Here is a 15,333-nt window from a genome sequence, read left to right as displayed (position 1 = left end):
CGACACCTGTGTCGTGTTCAGTCACGACAACGGCCGGCGTCTTTGCGACATCGGGCTTCATGCGGAGGGGACGGCGATGACAACAGGTGCGGAGACGCGGACGGCGGGCTGGCGCGGCTCTGCCGATGTGTGGCTGGACGCGGCCTATGACATCCTGGTCTCGCGCGGGGTCGGGCAGATCAAGATCGGCGCCATGGCCGCCGCGCTGGGCCTGTCGCGGACCAGCTTTTACTGGCATTTCCCGGACCGCGAGGCGCTGCTCGATGCGCTCGTGCGCCGCTGGCAGGAGAAGAACACCGGAAACCTCGTGCGCCAGTCCGAGCTTTGGGCCGCCACGATCGCCGAGGCGGTGCTCAACGTCTTCGACTGCTGGATCTCGCCGGAGCTGTTCGACGCCCGGCTCGATTTCGCAATTCGCAACTGGGCGCAATCCTCGCCGCCGCTCAAGCAGGCGGTCGCCGCCACCGACGCCGCCCGCCTTGCCGCGCTGACGGCGATGTTCGCCCGCCATGGCCATGACCCGGAGGAGTCGGACGTCCGCGCCCGCACGCTTTATCTGACGCAGGTCGGCTATATCTCGATGGCTACTGTAGAACCGCTGCCGGACCGGCTGGCGCGGATGCCGGCCTATGTCGCGACCTTCACCGGCCGGGCCCCGACGTCGGAGGACGTCGAGCGCTTCGCCTCGCGCCACCGGCACCGAGCGGGGCTGTCGGGGTCCGGTGGCCGGTCTCGGGGTGCCAGTTGACATGCGCCCGCCCCGCGAGGAGCCTTGCGAGAAAGGAGCCCGGCCCGGGATGAACGCCGTTCCCACGTAGATGATTGCCGTCGTCACCACCGGAACCGGGGGGTATGACAGGCTGGAGCTGCGCAAGGTGCCCGTGCCTGTTCCCGGACCGGGCGAGGCGCTGTTGCAGGTTCTGGCGGCGGGGATCAACAATACCGAGATCAACACCCGTCTCGGTTGGTATTCCGCATCGGTCACCGCGGCCACCGCTGCGGCGGACGGTGACGGCACGGCTGACCGCCCCGACGGCGGCTGGAACGCGGCGACCCCGTTTCCGTTCATCCAGGGCACAGATTGCTGCGGGCGGGTGGTCGCGGTCGGGCCGGGCGGCGACGCGGGCGGGATCGGGGCGCGGGTGCTGGTCCGGGCCTGCATGCGACCCCACGGCTTCGGCTCTGCCGAGACGGTCTGGATGGGGTCCGATTTCGACGGCGCCTTCGCGCAGTTCGTGAAGGTGCCCGCGGCCGAGGTCTTTGCCGTCACCTGCGACTGGTCCGATGCCGAGCTGGCGACGCTGCCCTGCGCCTATGGCACCGCCGAGAACATGCTGCACCGCGCGGGCGTGGCCGCCGGGGACCGCGTGCTGGTGGCCGGCGCCTCGGGCGGGGTCGGGCTCGCGGCGGTGCAGCTGGCCCGGCGCCGGGGGGCCGAGGTGATCGCGATCGCCGGAAAGGCCAAGGCCGCAGAAAGCGTCGACGTGGTCGTCGACAATGTGGGCGGCGCAGGCTTCGGCGCGATGCTTGAGGTCCTGCGCCGGCGCGGCAGTTTCGTCACATCGGGGGCGATCGCGGGTCCGATCGTCGATCTCGATCTACGGACGCTCTACCTGAAGGATCTGGCGCTTCTGGGCTGCACCGGCTGGGACGCGCCGGTCTTTCCCGACCTGATCGCCCATGTCGAGCGCGGCGACATCAGGCCCGCGCTCGCCGGGACCTTCCCGCTGGACCGGATTGCCGAGGCCCAGCGGCTGTTCCTGGAAAAGCGCCACGTGGGCAAACTTGTCCTGATCCCGCCCCCGCCGGGCTGAAGCCGCCGGGCGCGGGCGCGGGGGCGGGGCGGGCTCAGACCGGCCCCTTGGCGGCCAGAAAGTGCCGGATGTCCTGCACCTCCTTGTCCGTCATGGAGACATAGACCAGCTCCATGTTCGTCCGTTCGGCCACCATGGAGCCGGGAAAGGGCAGATAGCTCAGCTCCCGGCTGCCGAACGAGGGCGAGGCGGTGCCCACCTGCCATTCGGTCGAGAGGCGCACGTCGACCAGCTTCATCCCCGGCCCGCCGCTTTGGCCCGGCTTTTCCAACGGGACACCGGCCAGGCGCAGATAGGCGGTCTTGTCCTTGGCCTGCACGAACCCGTCGATGAACTGCTCGGTCAGGACCTGAAGCTCCGCCGCCATGTCCGGGTCGTGCATGTGGCTGGCCAGGTGGTCGTCCGGGTGGTTGTGGTCATGGGGGTGATCGTGGGCGTGGTCATGCCCGTGGGGGTGATGATGATGATCGTGCGGCATGCCGGCTACTCCGCCATTCTGGCGCGGGTCGTCCAGCGCTTGCCGTCCCGGGCCTCGTCGTAATCGCCCATCGGCAGGGTCACCGGCTTGTCGATGTGGCGGCGATGCTTGCCCAGCGTGCCGGCCGAGACCATGGACCCCAGCACATCGACGATCACCCGCGTGCCCATCAGCGCCGTGATGTCGGAGGTGTCGTAGGGCGGCGAGACCTCGACCAGCTCCATCCCGCAGATGCCTTCGGCGGCGACCTTGGAGGCCAGCGCCAGCGCCTCGCGCGGCAGGAACCCGCCGGGCTCGGGCCAGCCGGTGCCGGGGACGAAGCCGCAGTCGATGCTGTCGATGTCGAAGGACATGTAGACCATGTCGACCCCGTCCCAGGCCATCTCGAGGGCCATCTCGGCGGTCTTGTCGATGCCCATCTTCTCCATGTCGGACATGGTGATGATGTTGGTGTCGCGCTCGCGGGCGACCTTCACCGCGCCGCGCGGCACCTGCCAGCCGCCGATGCCGACCTGCACGAGGTTCTTGGCGGGCACATTGGGCAGGTTGGTGGAGTGGAACCACGGCGTGGTGTGCATCCGCTCGTCCAGATCCTTTTCCTGGATGTCGGCGTGGCGGTCGAAATGGACGATGCCGATCTTTTTCGACGTGCATTCGGCGATGCCGCGCACACAGGGAAAGCCGATCGAGTGGTCGCCGCCGATGATGATCGGCAGCGAGCCCGAGGAGAACACGTGGCTCACGGCGCGGCTGATCTGGTCGAAGGTCTTCTCGATATTGCCGGGAATGGTGAAGATGTCGCCCGCGTCGCACAGGCTCATCTGCTCGCGCAGGTCGACGCCCAGCTCGTAGTTGTAGGGCGTGTAGAGCGCCGAGATCTTGCGCAGCCCCTGCGGCCCGAAGCGGGTGCCGGGGCGGTAGGTCGTGCCGCCGTCGAAAGGGGCGCCAAGGACGGTGGCGTCGTAGTTGCCGACCACTTGGACGTCCTCGGTATAGGGCGCCTTGAGGAAGGTGTTGATGCCCGCGTAATGCGGCAGCTCGCCCCGGGCGAAGGTCGGAATGTCGCGGTCCTCGATGGACTCCGCCGCCGTCAGGCCCATGCGCAAAGCCCAGGCGCGTTCCTTGGCCCATTCGCCCTCGGGGATGTCGGCCTCGGCCCGCGCGGCCTTCCAGCCCAGCAGCTTGGACAGGTCGGGATGGTGAAACCGCCGGTCGTCGCGCCGGGCATCGGCCGGATGGTGCGACCGGGAGCGGTCAGACGGGCTGCAGAACATGGGTGTCCTCCTGGATGGTCTGGAAGGGAATGCCGCCGTTGCGGGCATCGAAGTCGTAGGTGATTGTCGCGCCATAGGCGTTCGGGTCGGTGGGGTCCCAGCGCGGCTTGTCGAAGACGATGACCCGGTCGCCCAGCTTGAACCCCTCTTCGAGGTCGTGGGTCACCATGAACACCGTCATCCGGGTCTCGCGCTGCAATTCCATCAGAAAGTCATGCATGGCGATCCGGGTGCCGGGGTCAAGTGCGCCGAACGGCTCGTCGAGCAACAGCACCCGCGGCCGCGCCGTCAGCGCCTGTCCGATCGCCAGCCGCTGCTGCATTCCGCCCGACAGGGCGGCCGGGTAGGCCGCGCCCATGTGACCCAGCCCGATCCGGTCGAGCGTCTCCTGCGCCCGGTCCCGCGCGGCCCGCCGGCCGGCGCCGCCGAGAAAGCCCCAGCGGGTCTGGAACGCCTCGGCCGCGACGATGTTGTCGCGCACGGTCATGTGCGGGAACACAGAGTAGCGTTGGAACACGATGCCGCGCTCGCGCCCGGGTTCCAGCGCCGGTTCCGCGCCGTCGATGCGGATGGTGCCCCGGGTCGGCCGCTCTTCGGCCAGCAGCAGGCGCAGGAAGGTCGACTTGCCGCAGCCCGAGGCACCGACGATGGAGATGAATTCACCCTCGGCCACCGCGAGGTTGACCCGTTCGATGATGGGCCGGGGTCCGTAGCTTTGAAAGATGTTCTCGACGTCCACGAACGCCATCACAGACCCTCCCCGGCCCAGGGGTAGAGCCTGCGCGACAGCGTCCGCAGCGCCCAGTCGATGAGGAAGGCCAGCGCCGTGATCCACAGCACGTAGGTCAGGATCACATCCATGGCGAGGTAACGGCGCACCAGAAAGATCCGGTAGCCGAGCCCGAGGTCCGAGGCGATGGCCTCGGCCGCGATCAGGAACAGCCAGGCGGGACCCAGCGACAGGCGCACGGCTTGTATCAGCCTGGGCATGATCTGGGGCAGGGCGACGCGCAGGGCGATGACCATGGACGAGGCGCCCAGCGTCTGGCCCTTCACGATCAGCTCCGTGGGGATGTCGATCACCCGCTGGCTCATGTCCCGGATCAGGAAGGGCGTGATGCCGATGACGATCAGCACGACCTTCGACACCTCGCCCAGGCCGAAGACGATGAACAGGATCGGCAGGATCGCGAGCGGCGGGATCATCGACAGCACCGCCACGAAGATGCCGAGCGCCGCGCGCACATGGGGCAGAAGCCCGATCAGAAGGCCGGTCACCAGGCCGATGATCGCGGCGATCGACACGCCGATCGCCAGCCGCATCAGCGACACGCCGGTATCGTGCCACAGCAGGATCCGCCCCGAACGGCGGTCGCCCTCCGTGAAAAGCCGCACCGCCGTGTCGATGATCGTGCCCGGCGCGGGCAGCAGCTTGTCGGCCGGGTTTGCCGCCAGCCGGATCTCGGAGGCGATGGTGTAGCCGATCAGGGCCAGAACGAAGGGAAGCAGCGCCAGGAAGACGGTCAGCGGCCGTCCCGGCCTGCGGTTGATAAGGCGCATCTGCATGGGTCTTGCCTGGTCTCCGGCGTGTCGGGGCTCCTCCCGATCCGGAGAGCGCCGCCCCCCGGATCGGCGGGAGGCGGGCGGATGTCAGAGCGCGCCGTCGGCGGCCATCTGCATGTAGGTCGTGTCGTAACGCATCATTACATAGCCAGGGTCGCCCGTGGTCGAGCCGTCGGGATATTCGACGCCGACGAAATCGGCCGAGGGCGCCCCTTCGCCGAGGATTCCCTTGTCGAACAGGAATTCGGCCACGTTGACCATGGTCTCTTTCAGCGCTTCGCTTTCGGTAAAGGCCACGGCGGCGGCGGGGTCATAGAACATCTCGGTCGAGGCGAGCTGCGACTGGTAGCCGGCCAGGTCGGTGCCCGAGGCCTCGGCCATCGCGGTCAGCGCGGCCTCGTCACCCGCCGCCATCAGCCCCATGAGCTCGTACCACGCGCCGGTCAGCGCCATGCCGAAGGCGGGGTTGGCGGCCAGCGTCTCGGTGTTGACGAACATGATGTCGATGATCTCGCCGGGGATATCGGCGCTGTCGTAGATCCTGTTCGCGCCCGGCTCATCGAGGATCGCCGAGACCAGCGGGTTCCAGGTGACAAGCGCCTGCACGTCGTCGGTCTGGTAGGCCGCGATCATGTCGGCGTCGGAGGTGTTGATCACCCCGTCCAGGTCCCGCTCGGCGAGGCCCACGGAATCCAGGCCCCGCGCCAGCAGGTAGTGGGACACGGAGAGTTCCACCAGGTTGACCGGCATGCCCGCCAGGTCCTCCAGCCCGCCCTCGCCCTTGATGATGATCGCGTCGTTGCCGTTGGAATAATCGCCCACGATCAGCGCGGTGGTGTCCACGCCGGACCCGGCCGGGATCGAGAGCGTATCCATGTTGGTCGCCGACACGCCGTCAAAGGCGCCGGCGGTGTATTGGTTGATCGATTCGACGTAGTCGTTGATCTGCACGATCTCGACCGCGATGTCGTATTTCTCGGCCCACTTGTCCATGATCCCGGACTCGTCGAGATACCCCCACGGCATCCAGCCGACATAGATCGACCAGGCGACCCGGAACTCGGTCTTTTCCTGGGCCGGCGCGGGCGTTGCCACGAGCGCGAGTGCGGTGGTCGCCGACAGGACGAGGCCCGCGGCGAAACGACGGTATGCAGTCATGGGATAACTCCCCTCTGGACGTCCCGCCGTCTGGATGAAGCCTGGGTCGGTCGTGGCGGAACAAGGAGAGACCGACCGAACCTTTTGCAGTACTCTCCCGGGTTTTTGCCCCGCCGTGTACCTGTCCGGAATTTGCCGGGCAGGTGGCGTCTCTCGGACCAGACCCTCGGGAGGAGGAGGAGGCGGAACCCTAGACACCCTGCATTCCCATCCTGTCGGTTCGGGCGTGGCTTACGCAAAGACACACCGCCGAGTCAGGATTTGTTTTGCGCAAATGATTACTTTATGGGCGGGAAAGCTGGCAGGTTGTGTGGTCTGGGGGCGGTTGTCATCGCAATTCTTCGGGTCTCCCCGCGAATCCACGTAGCAGCGATCAGGCGGCTTCTTTTTGCGAATGCTTCTCAAAAGCATTGACATCCGACCCCGCGGCCGCAATATCACGCTCATCATGACAGGAGTGACCATGACCCTTCGTATGCTCGCCATTCTTGCTGCGCTCCTTCTGGCCGGTGCCGCCCAGGCCCAGGACCGGCTCAAGGTCGTGACCACCTTCACGGTGATCGCGGACATGGCCCGCACAGTGGCCGGCGACGCGGTCGAGGTCGTCTCCATCACCAAGCCGGGGGCCGAGATCCACGGCTACGAGCCTACGCCGCAGGACATCGTCGGCGCCTACGACGCCGACCTGATCCTGTGGAACGGCCTGAACCTCGAGATCTGGTTCGAGCAGTTCATCGCCAACCTCGGCGATGTGCCCTCTGTCACCGTGTCAGACGGGATCGAGCCGATTTCCATCGGCGCGGGCAGCTACGAGGGCCAGTCCAACCCCCATGCCTGGATGGGGCTGGACAATGCCCTGGTCTATATCGACAACATCGAGGCAGCCCTCTCTGCGGCCGACCCCGCCAATGCCGCGACCTTCGCGGCCAATGCCGAGGCCTATCGCGCGGACCTTCGCGCGACGCTGGAGCCCCTGCGCGACCGCATAGCCCGAATCCCCGAAGATCAGCGCTGGCTGGTGACGTGCGAAGGGGCGTTCAGCTACCTGGCCCGGGATTTCGGGTTGCGAGAACTCTACCTCTGGCCGATCAACGCCGACCAGGTCGGCACGCCTCAGCAGGTCCGCGCGGTGATAGACGGCGTCCGCGAAAACGACATCCCCGTGGTGTTCTGCGAAAGCACCGTCTCGTCGCGCCCGGCCGAACAGGTCGCCCGCGAGACCGGCGCGGCCTTCGGCGGCGTGCTTTATGTCGACAGCCTGTCCGAGGCGGACGGCCCCGTGCCGACCTACCTCGACTTGCTGCGGGTGACGTCCGAGACCGTGGCCAACGGCCTTGCAGGTCCGGAGTGACAGGCATGTTCGACAGCGGCAAGACAACGACCCCCGGCATTTCGGCCAGCAACCTGACCGTCACCTACCGCAACGGCCACACCGCGCTGCGCGATGCTACGTTCGAAGTGCCCCAAGGCACCGTTACCGCCCTTGTGGGGGTCAACGGCGCGGGCAAATCGACGATCTTCAAGGCGATCATGGGGCTGGTGCCCGCGGCGCGGGGCGAGATCAGCCTGCTCGGCCGCACCGTGCGGCAGGCGCTGAAGGAAAACCTCGTCGCCTATGTGCCGCAATCCGAAGAGGTCGACTGGTCCTTCCCGGTGCTGGTCGAGGACGTCGTGATGATGGGCCGCTACGGGCACATGGGTTTCCTGCGCCGCACCCGGCCCGCGGACCGCGATGCCGTCGACGCGGCCCTGTCGCGGGTCAACATGCGAGAGTTCCGCCACCGCCAGATCGGCGAATTGTCCGGCGGCCAGCGAAAGCGGGTTTTCCTGGCCCGGGCCCTCGCCCAGGACGGCCAGGTGATCCTGCTCGACGAGCCCTTCACCGGCGTCGACGTCAAGACGGAGGAACAGATCGTCGCCCTGCTCCGGGACCTGCGCGACGAGGGGCGGGTGATGCTCGTCTCGACGCACAATCTCGGCTCGGTCCCCGAATTCTGCGACCGCACCATCCTGGTCAAGGGCACGATCCTCGCTTCGGGTCCGACCGAAACGACCTTCACCCGCGACAACCTGCAGGCGGCCTTCGGCGGCGTCCTGCGGCATTTCACCCTCGGCGGCGCCGAGCTGCACGACGACGCGGACGCCCGCAGCATCACGATCCTGACCGACGACGAGCGTCCCTTCGTGCAATATGGCGACAAGACCCGCACCGGCGAGGGCCGCGAATGACAACTCATACCTGCCGCGTCGCAGCTTCTTCTGGTTCCAAATATCCTGGGGGTCTGGGGGCAAAGCCCCCAGTGCCTGCGTGGCATGAACGCAATCCCGGCCGGGGCGCCGCAGGCGCTCCACCCGGTGATCCACGATGATCCTGCTGGAGCCCTTCACCTACGGCTACATGACCAACGCCATGTGGGTCTCGGCCCTTGTGGGCGGCGTGTGCGCGTTCCTGTCCTGCTACCTGATGCTCAAGGGCTGGTCGCTGATCGGGGATGCGCTGTCGCATTCGGTCGTGCCGGGGGTGGCGGGGGCCTACATGCTCGGCCTGCCCTTCGCGCTGGGCGCTTTCATCGCCGGCGGGCTGGCGGCGGGGGCCATGTTGTTCCTGTCGGAACGGTCCGGTCTGAAATCCGACGTGATCATCGGGCTGATCTTCACTTCCTTCTTCGGCCTCGGCCTATTCATGGTGTCGGTCAACCCGATGTCGGTCTCGATCCAGACCATCACCATGGGCAACATCCTCGCGATCACCCCCGCCGACACCCTTCAACTGGCGCTCATCGGTTTCGTCTCGCTGGTCGTGCTGCTGGCCAAGTGGAAGGACCTCCTCGTCACCTTCTTCGACGAGGTCCACGCCCGCTCCATCGGTCTGCGCACCGGGCTGCTCAAGGGGGTCTTCTTCGTCCTGCTCTCGGCCTCGGTCGTCGCGGCGATGCAGACCGTGGGCGCCTTCCTCGTGATCGCAATGGTGGTGACACCGGGGGCGACCGCCTACCTGCTCTGCGATCGCTTCCCCCGACTCATCCTCACATCGGTAGCCATCGGGGCGACCACCTCGTTCCTCGGCGCCTACGCGAGCTATTTCCTCGACGGCGCCACGGGCGGCATCATCGTCACCCTGCAGACGCTGGTGTTTCTGACCGCCTTCGTCTTCGCCCCCAAACACGGCATCCGCGCGGCCCGCCGCAAGGCCGCCCAGGCGCTGGAGCCCGTGCCATGATCGACACGCTCCTGCTGCCGTTCCAATTCGGCTTCATGCAGAACGCCTTCTTCATCTGCGCCCTGGTTTCGGTGCCGACGGCGCTGCTGTCGTGCTTCCTGGTGCTCAAGGGCTGGGCGCTCATGGGCGACGCGGTCAGCCATGCGGTCCTGCCGGGCATCGTGCTGGCCTATATCTTCGGCCTGCCGCTGATCGTCGGTGCCTTTGCCGCCGGGATGACATGCTCTGTCGCGACGGGATACCTGTCGCAGAACAGCCGGGTGAAACAGGACACCGTGATGGGCGTGGTGTTCTCAGGCATGTTCGGCGTCGGCATCGTTCTCTACGTCTCGATAGAGACCAACGCCCACCTCGATCACATCCTCTTCGGTAACATGCTCGGCGTCTCGGCGGGCGAAATCTGGACCGCCGGAATCATCTCGGTGATCGTCTCCGGCGGGTTGCTGCTCAAGTGGCGCGATCTGTTGGTCCAGGCTTTCGACCCGGCGCACGCGCAGGCGGCGGGGCTGGCGGTGGGCTGGCTGCACTATGGCCTGCTGGCGGCATTGTCGCTGACGATCGTCGCCACGCTTTCGGCTGCGGGGCTGATCCTTGCCATCGGCCTGCTAATCGCGCCGGGGGCGATCGCCTTTCTTCTGGTGCGCAGCTTTCTGGCGATGCTCGCGGTCGCGACGGCCGTCTGCCTGAGCGCGATGCTCGCGGGCACCTACGCGGCGTTCTTCCTCGACAGTGCCCCCGCGCCGACCATCATCCTGATCCTCAGCGCCCTCTTCCTGCTGGCCTTCCTGCGCAAACAGATCGTGGTCCGAGCCGCCTCCCGCGCTCTGGCGTGACCTGACCTCGCGAATCATGTCACCGTTTCCGGGGCAGGATCGCGTTCTGCTGCCTCGGCCTGACGACGTGAAACGCTCCGTTCCACTCTTCTTGCCCGCCCGAGACGGGGCCGCAGTGCAGCGAACGGCTCGTTGTCTGTGCCGTCGGCGTGGCGATATCCCGGCTGTCTCCCGCCTTCGAAGACTTCGGAATCCGCAGTGGCGCCATCCCCGATGACGACAGGGCGCCGATCTTTCGAACGGCCGCGCACCGCGACGACGGACCCGCCGAGACCAGCCGGCCCGCGGGCGCAGACTGCGCAAGGCGCCCGCATCAAGCTCATGGCAGGAAACCACATTTCCGCCCGCACTGGCTGCCGTCCTCACCGGTCCGCCGCCCCTCTCGCCCGGGCCACCCGGACCGTCGGGTCGGGCCGCAGGCCATCGACCCGTGCGGCACTGTCAGCCTGCTTGCTTGGCCCGTTTGGCCGACCGCCCGGCCGCATCCAAAACCTCCCGAATTGCTGCAAAGCGGCAAATGACATCGTTGACATGGCGTGGTCGAGGAGGCTGCGGCCGGGCTTTCAGAACGGTGACAAGCAGGGGGCGTATGACAAATATCTACGACGTCGCAAGGGCGGCCGGTGTCTCGCCCAAGACCGTAAGCCGGGTCATCAACGGGGATCCCGCGGTCCGCGAGCCGACCCGCGAGTCGGTTCAAATGGCCATAGCGGAGCTTGGCTACGTTCCGTCGTCGGCGGCCCGCGCCATGCGCTCCAACAAGTCCGGGCTGATCGGCCTGATCACCGGCGCGATCAGCCACGCGCCACCTGACGACGGGCGGACGGGCCTGCCGGATCTCTACATCGTTCAGGGCATTCAGCGGGCGCTTGAGAACAGCGCGATGACGCTGCTGATCTCGGATACTGGCGGGCGCAGCGAGGCAGTGCCCAAGCTGCTGCGCACCTTTGCCGAACACCGTGTCGAGGGAGTGCTCTATGTCGCCGACTACCACCGCAAGGTCTCCCTGCCGCGGGGGATCGGCATGCCGGTGGTGCTGGCCAACTGCTACGACGACCGCGACACGCCCTCGGTGCTGCCCCATGACCTCCAGTGCCAGAAGGCGCTCGTGAAACGCCTGATCGGGGCGGGGCATCGCAGGATCGCCTATCTTACGCTCAGCCCCGAGCTCGACGCGACACCGCTTCGGATTTCGGGCTATCGCGCCGCGCTAGAAAGCGCCGGGATCGCCTATGACCCCGCGCTGGTCGTGACGGCGGATGTGCCGCGCGACGACAACAAGTCCGAGATGCAGCTGCTCTGGGACGCGATCGACAGGGTCATGTCGATGGACGTGTCCCCGACGGTCCTGTGCTGCGGCAACGACCGCATGGCGATCCGGGCCTACACGATGCTGCGGGACAGGGGGCTGACCATTCCGGGCGATGTCTCGGTTGCCGGCTTCGACAATTACCGGCCCATCGCCGAAACGCTCTCGCCCGGGCTGACTACGGTCGAACTGCCCTATGCCGCGATGGGGATCCGCGCGGCGGAGCAGCTGCTGGGCATGGTCCGCGGCACATCCACACCCCCGGCCGCGCCCGTTCTGGTCGGCGGCCCGGTGTCATGGCGGGACAGCGTCGCCACGCTGCCCGCATCCGTCACGACGATCACTTCAATAGGGAGGAAGACCACATGAAACTTCGTGCAATACTGGCCGGCGCCACGGTGCTTGGCGGGCTCGCAGGGGCGGCCACGGCGCAGACCGAGCTGAGTCTCTGGTACCACGGCGGCGGCAACCAGGTCGAAAGCGATATCCTCAACACGATCATCGAGGATTTCAACGCGAGCCAGAGCGACTGGGAGGTCACGCTCGAGAGCTTCCCGCAGGAGAGCTACAACGATTCCGTCATCGCGGCGGCCCTTGCCGGCAACCTGCCCGACATCATCGACGTCGACGGTCTCGTCATGCCGAACTGGGCGTGGTCGGGCGACATGCAGCCGCTCCAGATCGACGAATCGATCATCGAGGACTTTCTCCCCGGTCCCAAGGGCTATTGGGACGGTGAACTCTACTCCATCGGCCTGTGGGACGCGGCCACGGCAATGGTCACGCGGCGCTCCTACCTCGAGGACAACGACATCCGTATCCCGACCCTCGAAGAGCCTTGGACCGGTGATGAATTCATGGCCGCGCTCGATAAGCTCAAGGCGACCGGCGACTTCAAATACCCGTTCGATCCGGGCATGGCCTGGACCGGGGAATGGTATCCCTACGCCTTCTCGCCGTTCCTGCAATCCTTCGGTGGCGATCTCGTGGATCGCTCCACCTATCAGACCGCCGAGGGTTTTCTGAACGGGGACGAGACGATCGCCTTCGGCGAGTGGTGGCAGAGCCTGTTCGCCGAAGACTACGCGCCCGGCACCAGCCAAGACCCGGCGGACCGCGACAACGGGTTCACCGAGGGTAAATACGCGATCTCGTTCAACGGCAACTGGGCCGCGCTCGGGGCGTTGCAGGTGTTCGACGACACGATCTTCCTGCCCAATGTCGATTTCGGACACGGGCCCAAGATCGGAGCGGCGTCCTGGCAGTTCGGCATCTCCGCGGCGTCCGAGCATCCTGACGGCGCCTCGGCCTTCATTGAGTTCGCGTTGCAAGACAAGTACCTGACCGCCTTCTCCGACGGCATCGGCCTCATCCCGCCGACCGAGTCCTCGGCCGCGGCCAGCGTCAACTACACCGATGGCGGCCCGATGGAAGCGTTCTACGGCCTCTCCGAGGCGCAGGCGCTCGTCCGGCCGGTGACGCCCGGCTACGTGGTGGAGGCGAAGGTGTTCGAGAAGGCCCTCGCCGACATCGCCAACGGTGCGGACGTTGCCGATACGCTGGATGCCGCTGTCGACGAGATCAATGCCGACATCGAGCGCAACCAGGGCTACGGTCACCAATGATCGCCTCGGGGCCCCCGATTTGATCCGGGGCCCCGATTTTTCGCGAAAAATCGGACAGAAAATTCGCGAATTTTCTGAGCCCGCCCAGGCGGAAGGGACGAACATGGCCTCCAAACTGACAACATCGAACCGGGCCGGGTGGGCCTTCGCGATCCCGGGAGTGGGCCTGATCGCGGCCTTCATCATTCTGCCCTTCTTCTTTGCCTTCGGGCTTTCGCTGACCGATCAGCGGCTGATTTCGCCGAACCCGACCCAATTCGTCGGCCTCGAAAATTACCGCAACCTTCCGAGCATGTCGGTGATCACGATAGAGCCCGAACGTGACGAGGCGGGCGAGATCCTGCGCGATGAAGACGGCGCGATCGAATATCCGCGGGTCCAGTCCATCACACGGTCGGACGAATACCCCCAGTATCGCGGCATGCAGGAATGGTTTCGCTGGCAATCCGGCGAGAACGCCCGCGTCGTCATCGCCTCGGACGTCGTGTTCTGGAAGGCCCTGACCAACACGTTCCTTTTCGTTCTGATCGTCGCGCCGACGCAAGGGGCTCTGGCGCTGGGTCTCGCGCTTCTGATCAATCAGCGGATACGGGGCATCAACGTGTTCCGGGCGATCTACTTCATGCCGGTGGTGGTTTCCATCGTCGTGGTCTCGCTGCTCTGGCGCTTCATCTACGACGGTCAGGACGGCCTGCTGAACAACGTGCTGGGGATGATCACCTTCGGCGCTTTCGAGGGGCGCGATTGGCTGGGCTCGCCCGACACCGCGCTCGGGGCGATCATGGCGATGTCGATCTGGCAGGCGGTGGGATTCCACATGGTGATCTGGCTGTCCGGCCTGCAGACCATCAGCCCCACGCTCTACGAGGCCGCCAACATCGAAGGCGCCTCCAAGTGGCAGGCGTTCCGTTATGTCACCTGGCCGGGGCTGCGGAACACCGCCGTCCTGGTGTTGATCGTCATCACCATGCAGGCCTTCGCCCTCTTCGCGCAGATCGACGTGATGACCAATGGCGGCCCCCTCGACAGCACGCAGACGGTCGTCTTCCAGGCGGTCGAACGGGGCTACGGGCGACAGGACATCTCGGGCGGGTCGACCATTTCGGTCTTGCTCTTCGTGATCGTGCTGACGATCTCGATCATCCAACGCTGGCTCACAAGGGAGCGCTGATACATGGCCACCATCAATCCCGACAACCGGGGCCTGAGGCTTTTCGTGCGCTATGTCGTGCTGGTCCTCATCGCGCTGATCTTCATCCTGCCGCTGGTCTTCATGGTGATGTCCAGCTTCAAGCCCGACCGCGCCCTGCTGGCCGATACCGGCAGCCTGCGGGCCTTCCTGCCGGTGGGCGAATTGAACCTCGAGAATTACCGCGAGGCCTTCGATCGCGCTCCCGTCGCGCTCTTCGTCTTCAATTCGGTCTTCGTGACCGGTGTCACGGTCCTTCTCAGCCTCGCGATCTGCTCGCTCGCGGCCTTCTCTTTCGCCTTCCTCAGCTGGCGTGGCCGGAGCCTGATCCTGTCGGTCGTCCTGGCGACCCTGATCGTGCCGTTCGAGACCATCGCCATCCCGCTTCTGCTGATCGTGTCGAAACTGCCGTGGATCGGGCTTGAGGGGATCGAGTACACATGGCTCAATTCCTACCGTGTGCAGATCATCCCCTGGATCGCCGACGGGCTGACGATCTTTCTCTTCGTGCAGTATTTCCGCGATCTGCCCACCGAGCTGATCGAGGCGTCGCGGGTCGAGGGGGCAAGCTGGTTCCAGGTCTACACAAGGGTGGTGATGCCGCTCTCGGGGCCGGTGATCGCCACGGCGGCGATCCTCAAGTTCCTGGTGATGTACAACCAGTATCTCTGGCCGCTGATCGTGGTCCAGCAAGAGGCCTACCGTCCGGTCATGGTCGGCCTGCAATACTTCTTCCAACTCAACACCGCCTGGGGCGAGATCATGGCCTACCTGTCGCTTATCACCATACCGGTGCTGGCCTTCTACCTAGTCCTTCAGCGCGCCTTCATCGCCTCGATCGCCTCGACCGGCGTCAAGGGATAACGGAGT

15 protein-coding genes and 1 riboswitch are annotated in these 15,333 nt (G+C 66.1%); of the genes, 10 read left to right on the top strand and 5 right to left on the bottom strand.

What is annotated here, in order from left to right; genetic code table 11:
• The first annotated feature begins 76 nt into the window (after positions 1-76).
• Together ROA7023_RS04910 and ROA7023_RS04905 are read left to right on the top strand one after the other, a co-directional pair.
• Positions 77-748, top strand: coding sequence for a TetR/AcrR family transcriptional regulator (locus tag ROA7023_RS04910; RefSeq protein ID WP_085877928.1), 672 nt, complete (start codon positions 77-79; stop codon positions 746-748).
• Between the two features lie 70 nt (positions 749-818).
• The gene (locus tag ROA7023_RS04905; protein ID WP_085877898.1) at positions 819-1,814 is read left to right on the top strand and encodes a zinc-binding dehydrogenase; all 996 of its coding nucleotides are present in this window, start codon (positions 819-821) and stop codon (positions 1,812-1,814) included.
• A 34-nt stretch (positions 1,815-1,848) separates the two neighbouring features.
• Here the strand turns inward: ROA7023_RS04905 and ROA7023_RS04900 are convergent, their stop codons facing one another.
• From ROA7023_RS04900 to ROA7023_RS04880, 5 genes are all read right to left on the bottom strand, one after another.
• The gene (locus ROA7023_RS04900; RefSeq protein ID WP_085877897.1) at positions 1,849-2,292 is read right to left on the bottom strand and encodes a hypothetical protein; all 444 of its coding nucleotides are present in this window, start codon (positions 2,290-2,292) and stop codon (positions 1,849-1,851) included.
• A gap of 5 nt (positions 2,293-2,297) precedes the next feature.
• Positions 2,298-3,566 carry an agmatinase family protein gene (locus ROA7023_RS04895; RefSeq protein WP_085877896.1) on the bottom strand — a complete coding sequence of 423 codons (1,269 nt, stop codon included), beginning with the start codon at positions 3,564-3,566 and terminating at the stop codon, positions 2,298-2,300.
• Positions 3,547-4,314 (bottom strand): ABC transporter ATP-binding protein, encoded by a 768-nt coding sequence (locus ROA7023_RS04890; protein ID WP_085877895.1) that lies wholly within the window; start codon positions 4,312-4,314, stop codon positions 3,547-3,549. Before ROA7023_RS04890 ends, ROA7023_RS04895 begins: the two co-directional genes overlap by 20 nt.
• Positions 4,314-5,132, bottom strand: a complete 819-nt coding sequence (locus ROA7023_RS04885; protein WP_268807971.1) for an ABC transporter permease — start codon at positions 5,130-5,132, stop codon at positions 4,314-4,316. The genes ROA7023_RS04890 and ROA7023_RS04885 overlap by 1 nt, the downstream gene beginning before the upstream one ends.
• Positions 5,133-5,216: 84 nt before the next feature.
• On the bottom strand, positions 5,217-6,287 hold the full coding sequence (locus ROA7023_RS04880) for a putative urea ABC transporter substrate-binding protein (RefSeq protein WP_085877894.1): 1,071 nt from the start codon (positions 6,285-6,287) through the stop codon (positions 5,217-5,219).
• A gap of 92 nt (positions 6,288-6,379) precedes the next feature.
• Positions 6,380-6,492: riboswitch (guanidine-I (ykkC/yxkD leader) on the bottom strand.
• 258 nt (positions 6,493-6,750) lie between these two features.
• Between ROA7023_RS04880 and ROA7023_RS04875 the strand changes: the two genes are divergently transcribed.
• The 8 genes from ROA7023_RS04875 (at position 6,751) to ROA7023_RS04840 (ending at position 15,327) form a co-directional block, all read left to right on the top strand.
• Positions 6,751-7,638 (top strand): metal ABC transporter substrate-binding protein, encoded by an 888-nt coding sequence (locus ROA7023_RS04875; protein ID WP_306372476.1) that lies wholly within the window; start codon positions 6,751-6,753, stop codon positions 7,636-7,638.
• Between the two features lie 5 nt (positions 7,639-7,643).
• Positions 7,644-8,516, top strand: a complete 873-nt coding sequence (locus ROA7023_RS04870; protein WP_085877893.1) for a manganese/iron ABC transporter ATP-binding protein — start codon at positions 7,644-7,646, stop codon at positions 8,514-8,516.
• Positions 8,517-8,652: 136 nt separating this feature from the next.
• A complete protein-coding gene (locus ROA7023_RS04865; protein WP_085877892.1) occupies positions 8,653-9,507 on the top strand; it encodes a metal ABC transporter permease in 855 nt (284 codons plus the stop codon).
• Positions 9,504-10,340: a metal ABC transporter permease gene (locus tag ROA7023_RS04860; RefSeq protein ID WP_085877891.1), complete on the top strand. Its 837-nt coding sequence runs from the start codon at positions 9,504-9,506 to the stop codon at positions 10,338-10,340. Before ROA7023_RS04865 ends, ROA7023_RS04860 begins: the two co-directional genes overlap by 4 nt.
• A 589-nt stretch (positions 10,341-10,929) precedes the next feature.
• Positions 10,930-12,018 carry a LacI family DNA-binding transcriptional regulator gene (locus ROA7023_RS04855; protein ID WP_085877890.1) on the top strand — a complete coding sequence of 363 codons (1,089 nt, stop codon included), beginning with the start codon at positions 10,930-10,932 and terminating at the stop codon, positions 12,016-12,018.
• A complete protein-coding gene (locus ROA7023_RS04850) occupies positions 12,015-13,274 on the top strand; it encodes an ABC transporter substrate-binding protein (protein WP_085877889.1) in 1,260 nt (419 codons plus the stop codon). Before ROA7023_RS04855 ends, ROA7023_RS04850 begins: the two co-directional genes overlap by 4 nt.
• Before the next feature lie 103 nt (positions 13,275-13,377).
• Positions 13,378-14,445 carry a carbohydrate ABC transporter permease gene (locus tag ROA7023_RS04845; RefSeq protein WP_085877925.1) on the top strand — a complete coding sequence of 356 codons (1,068 nt, stop codon included), beginning with the start codon at positions 13,378-13,380 and terminating at the stop codon, positions 14,443-14,445.
• A gap of 3 nt (positions 14,446-14,448) precedes the next feature.
• Positions 14,449-15,327, top strand: a complete 879-nt coding sequence (locus ROA7023_RS04840) for a carbohydrate ABC transporter permease (protein WP_085877888.1) — start codon at positions 14,449-14,451, stop codon at positions 15,325-15,327.
• Positions 15,328-15,333 lie beyond the last annotated feature (6 nt).

It is taken from the genome of Roseisalinus antarcticus (assembly GCF_900172355.1).
GTDB lineage: Bacteria > Pseudomonadota > Alphaproteobacteria > Rhodobacterales > Rhodobacteraceae > Oceanicola > Oceanicola antarcticus_A.
The sequence above is the reverse complement of the archived record's forward strand: the minus strand, read 5'-3'. Positions and strand labels throughout refer to the sequence as shown.

Coding starts and splice junctions, on each gene's coding strand:
- ROA7023_RS04910 (WP_085877928.1), top strand. CDS start 77: ATGACAACAGGTGCGGAGACGCGGACGGCGGGCTGGCGCGGCTCTGCC.
- ROA7023_RS04905 (WP_085877898.1), top strand. CDS start 819: ATGATTGCCGTCGTCACCACCGGAACCGGGGGGTATGACAGGCTGGAG.
- ROA7023_RS04900 (WP_085877897.1), bottom strand. CDS start 2,292: ATGCCGCACGATCATCATCATCACCCCCACGGGCATGACCACGCCCAC.
- ROA7023_RS04895 (WP_085877896.1), bottom strand. CDS start 3,566: ATGTTCTGCAGCCCGTCTGACCGCTCCCGGTCGCACCATCCGGCCGAT.
- ROA7023_RS04890 (WP_085877895.1), bottom strand. CDS start 4,314: ATGGCGTTCGTGGACGTCGAGAACATCTTTCAAAGCTACGGACCCCGG.
- ROA7023_RS04885 (WP_268807971.1), bottom strand. CDS start 5,132: ATGCAGATGCGCCTTATCAACCGCAGGCCGGGACGGCCGCTGACCGTC.
- ROA7023_RS04880 (WP_085877894.1), bottom strand. CDS start 6,287: ATGACTGCATACCGTCGTTTCGCCGCGGGCCTCGTCCTGTCGGCGACC.
- ROA7023_RS04875 (WP_306372476.1), top strand. CDS start 6,751: ATGACCCTTCGTATGCTCGCCATTCTTGCTGCGCTCCTTCTGGCCGGT.
- ROA7023_RS04870 (WP_085877893.1), top strand. CDS start 7,644: ATGTTCGACAGCGGCAAGACAACGACCCCCGGCATTTCGGCCAGCAAC.
- ROA7023_RS04865 (WP_085877892.1), top strand. CDS start 8,653: ATGATCCTGCTGGAGCCCTTCACCTACGGCTACATGACCAACGCCATG.
- ROA7023_RS04860 (WP_085877891.1), top strand. CDS start 9,504: ATGATCGACACGCTCCTGCTGCCGTTCCAATTCGGCTTCATGCAGAAC.
- ROA7023_RS04855 (WP_085877890.1), top strand. CDS start 10,930: ATGACAAATATCTACGACGTCGCAAGGGCGGCCGGTGTCTCGCCCAAG.
- ROA7023_RS04850 (WP_085877889.1), top strand. CDS start 12,015: ATGAAACTTCGTGCAATACTGGCCGGCGCCACGGTGCTTGGCGGGCTC.
- ROA7023_RS04845 (WP_085877925.1), top strand. CDS start 13,378: ATGGCCTCCAAACTGACAACATCGAACCGGGCCGGGTGGGCCTTCGCG.
- ROA7023_RS04840 (WP_085877888.1), top strand. CDS start 14,449: ATGGCCACCATCAATCCCGACAACCGGGGCCTGAGGCTTTTCGTGCGC.